Here is a 3,598-nt window from a genome sequence, read left to right on the forward strand (position 1 = left end):
CCCGCCGCGACGATGATCGCGTGCCCGGTCGCACGCGGCATCGCCGCGCGGCTCGCCGGCATGCCGTACGACTGGGTCGTCGCGCTGGTGATCGCGTACTGCGCGCCGCCGTCGAGCGGCACGTCGACGATCGCGCGGATGCTGTCGCTCGACGCCAGCGTCGCGCTCGTCGCGACCCTCGCGTCGATGGTGTTCGTCCCGCTCACCGCGCCGCTGCTCACGGCGTGGTTCAGCCACGATGCGGCCGTGGCGATCTCGCCGCTGAATCTCGCGTTGCGGCTCGCGCTGCTGATCGGCAGCGCCGAGGGCGTTGCGCTGCTCGTGCGGCGCTTCGCGGGTTCGCGGCTCGACCGCTTTGCCACGCCGATCGATGCGACCGTGGTCGCCGCGCTGCTGGTGTTCGCGCTCGGCACGATGGCCGGCATGCAGCAGTCGATCATCGACGCGCCGCACCGCGCGTTGAGCGCGATCGCACTCGCGTTCGCCGTCAACGCGGGTTTCCAGGTCATCGCGTACGGGCTCACGCCTGGCGACGTCCGCACGCGGCTCAATGTCGCGCTGATCGTCGCCAATCGTAACGTCGGCCTGATGTGGGCCGCGCTCGGGCTCGCCGCGACGCCCACCATGGCGCTCGTGTTCACGTGCGCGCAGTTGCCGATCTATACGCTGCCGCGCGTCGTCCAGCATCTGCTGCCGCGTCTCGAAGCACAGCGCCTGCGTCGCCGCGCACGCTAGCCGACACGCGATGCCGTTCCACTCTTCCGCCCTCGATCAAGGATCCAGCATGAAGCGACTTATCGTGATCGGCGCCCGCGCCACCGGCAGCAGCCTCGCGCTCGTGCGCGGTGCGCTTGCGCGACAGGTGGCCGTGACCGTGATCACCGCCCCCGGGCACCGTCTCGACGGCGTGTTTCCCGAAGGCGTCGAGACGATCAACCTCGAACCCGATGCCGGCCAGCTCGCCGGCTGGCTGCGCACGCGCTATCCGGACGAAATCGACACGCTGCGCGTGACGACCGCGCACGACACCTATGCGCGCACCGCCGCGTGGGTCGCCGACGCGCTCGGCCTGCCCGGCCCTGATGCGCGCCACGTCGCGCACGCGGTGTCGAAGTCGAACCAGAAGGCGCTGCTCGCCGCGCACGGCATCCCGGCCGCGCAATTCGTCACGGGTACGCTGGCCGCGCCGACGACGCTCGCGGCCGCGGCCGACCCGCTGCGGTTCCCGGTCGTCGTCAAGCCGTCGGAAGGCTCGGCGAGCGATGGCGTGCGGCGCTGCGAGGACATCGCCGAGGTGCGCGCGCAACTCGACGCCCTCGCCGCCGGACAAGCCGATGCACAAGCGCTTGCGACCGAGCGCGTCGTGATCGAGGAATTCCTGAGCGGCAGCGAATACTGCGTCGAGTATTTCGACGGCCGGTACGTCGGCGCGCTGCGCAAGCTGAAACGCCATGGGGCAGGCTTTCTCGAGCGCGGCTATACGTCGGAACTCGACCTCGATGCGGGCACGCTGCGCGCGCTGATCGACGTCGGGTCGCGCGCCACGGCGGCCGCCGGGCTGACATGGGGGCCCGTGCACCTGGACTGCATCGTGCACGACGGTGTGCCGCACGTGATCGAACTGAATCCGCGCATCGCGGGCAGCTTCATCTGCGACATCGTGCGCGACGGCTACGGCTTCAACATCGCCGAAGCGTTGCTCGACAAGCTCGACGGACGCCCGGTGGACATTCCCGAGCTGTTCGAACCGCAAGCCTATGCCCGCGCGGAATTCCTGCTCGACAGCGATCCCCGCGCGTGGCGTTTCGCGCAGGCGGGGGAGATCCGCGACGGCACGGTCACGATCAGTTACGGGCCGCAGGTGCTGCCCGATCGCGAGCGGCGTGCGTTTCTTTATGTGCGGGTTGCGCTGCCGGTCGCGCACGGGGTGGACGGCGCGCCCGTGCCTCCCGGTGCGTCGGCCCACGGAAATCCCGTCGGGCAGACCACCGTTTCCGGCTAGCCGTGAAACGGCCGCCTGCACGCGCTCCCGCGCTCGACCCAACGCTGTCGAGCCGCGTGGCTTCGGTCAGGCACCGTCACAAACGACGCCCCAACAGTTGCCCCGGCCAGCCATCCACGTCGAAGGTGGAAATTCGCTCATACCCGCAGGACTCGTAGAAGCGCACCAGCGCACCCGTCCCGCCGCCATAGCAGTCCACCCGCAGGCGCGCCACCCCGGCCGCCCGGGCGCGCTCATCCGCGAACGCCATCAGACGCCGGCCGACACCGCGAGCCCGCATATCGCGGGATGCAACCAGCACGCGCACATAGATTTCCGGCTCGGTCGCCGGCGGCACGTAGGGCATGGATTCGCCGAGGATCAATGCGCCCAGGACGCGGCCTTCCCGATCCTCCGCGACCCACGCGTCGGGCAGTGCACAGGCTTCGGTCACGAGCGCAATCCGCTTGGGTTGCGTCGACCATGGCTCGCGGCCCCATTGCCCGTCGTTACCGATGGAAACGAACCACGCAATCACGTCATCGAAGATCCCCAGCACGGCCGGGGCATCGAGCGCACTGGCACGACGAATCACCCGTTCATCCATTCCTGTCTCCGCCACGTTCGACACTCCTTCGCCGGATTCGACGTCCGGCGCGCAATGGGAGGGTGCGCCGAAGCAACCAAGGACGTGCGATGGAAGCCCGGCGATCAAGCCTGCTACGGTACTGAAATTCGCCCCAGTTGATCAAGGCATGACGGCTGGCGATTCGACATGACGGGTTGTTTTCCTGAAAAGACCGGGAGATCAGCGCCAGATGGGGTGCCAATCGACCTTCGCATGCATGGGCGTGGCCGACCCACGCCAACGAGCCGAAACTTCGCCGACGGATCGGGACGGCAAAAGCAGTTCAGCGCCGTAAAGAAGGAGCCGAAAACCCATGCTGCAGCGCATGACCGGTAGCGCTCACCTGATCCGGCCGGCCGATGCCCCGCCTGTCCCGCACCGCACCGCACCGCACCGCAGCGAATCGCAGCGAATCGATCCCCGCGCGAATGCCCTCCTTCACGACAAAAAAATCTACAATCGACGCGATGCATCGCAGGCATGAAGCGCCAGCCGCCCACTCTCGCTCGCCACCATGAACGCACCCGCTGATTCCACTCCCTCCGCCCCGTCGGTACTCGGCGTCTATCGTCAACTGGCGGACCCGTCCGCCGGGCAATGGATCGTCAGCCGCTCCGAACGCGCGCACATGTACCGCATCCAGCATCACCGGCCTGACGGCAGCACCTCGGTCGATACGGTCGTCGATACCGACAACCTCGATGCGAAGCTGCACAAGTGGATCCAGGAAGGCTTCGTCCGGCGCGAAGCCGGCGACCGTGCGGCGCCGGCTCATCGCAGCGCGTTCATGCAGGCGCTACGGAGCGCACATGCGTCGCGACCGGTCGCAGCCGGCGACGCGGCGCAGGTCGCGCACGTAGGGGAGCACGGAAGAGCGTCGTGTAGGGCAAGAGTGGGCGCACGGGGGTCGATCCAGCGGGGCGCCGGATACTCACGATACAGAAAACCAGAGACCAGAGGAGACCCAAATAACAAAACGTCAAAACACA

General features: G+C 68.1%; 4 protein-coding genes and 1 pseudogene. 4 read left to right on the plus strand and 1 reads right to left on the minus strand.

Annotation, left to right across the window (positions count from 1 at the left end; genetic code table 11):
• Both G3N93_RS36580 and G3N93_RS36585 read left to right on the plus strand, forming a co-directional pair.
• Positions 1–735 (plus strand): hypothetical protein (locus G3N93_RS36580; RefSeq protein ID WP_206135199.1); only part of this gene is annotated, 735 nt, incomplete at its 5' end.
• Positions 736–784: 49 nt separating this feature from the next.
• On the plus strand, positions 785–2,002 hold the full coding sequence (locus tag G3N93_RS36585; protein ID WP_206135200.1) for an acetyl-CoA carboxylase biotin carboxylase subunit family protein: 1,218 nt from the start codon (positions 785–787) through the stop codon (positions 2,000–2,002).
• A 76-nt stretch (positions 2,003–2,078) separates the two neighbouring features.
• Here the strand turns inward: G3N93_RS36585 and G3N93_RS36590 are convergent, their stop codons facing one another.
• Complete coding sequence (locus tag G3N93_RS36590) at positions 2,079–2,588, minus strand: GNAT family N-acetyltransferase (RefSeq protein ID WP_206135201.1); 510 nt, start codon at positions 2,586–2,588, stop codon at positions 2,079–2,081.
• A 334-nt stretch (positions 2,589–2,922) separates the two neighbouring features.
• On the opposite strand from G3N93_RS36590, the gene G3N93_RS36595 reads away from it, so the two are divergent.
• Both G3N93_RS36595 and G3N93_RS36600 read left to right on the plus strand, forming a co-directional pair.
• On the plus strand, positions 2,923–3,093 hold the full coding sequence (locus G3N93_RS36595; protein ID WP_206135202.1) for a hypothetical protein: 171 nt from the start codon (positions 2,923–2,925) through the stop codon (positions 3,091–3,093).
• Positions 3,094–3,123: 30 nt separating this feature from the next.
• Positions 3,124–3,598 (plus strand): annotated as a pseudogene (locus G3N93_RS36600) (hypothetical protein); the annotation flags it as partial.

It is taken from the genome of Burkholderia sp. Se-20378, assembly GCF_017104665.1.
GTDB lineage: Bacteria > Pseudomonadota > Gammaproteobacteria > Burkholderiales > Burkholderiaceae > Burkholderia > Burkholderia lata.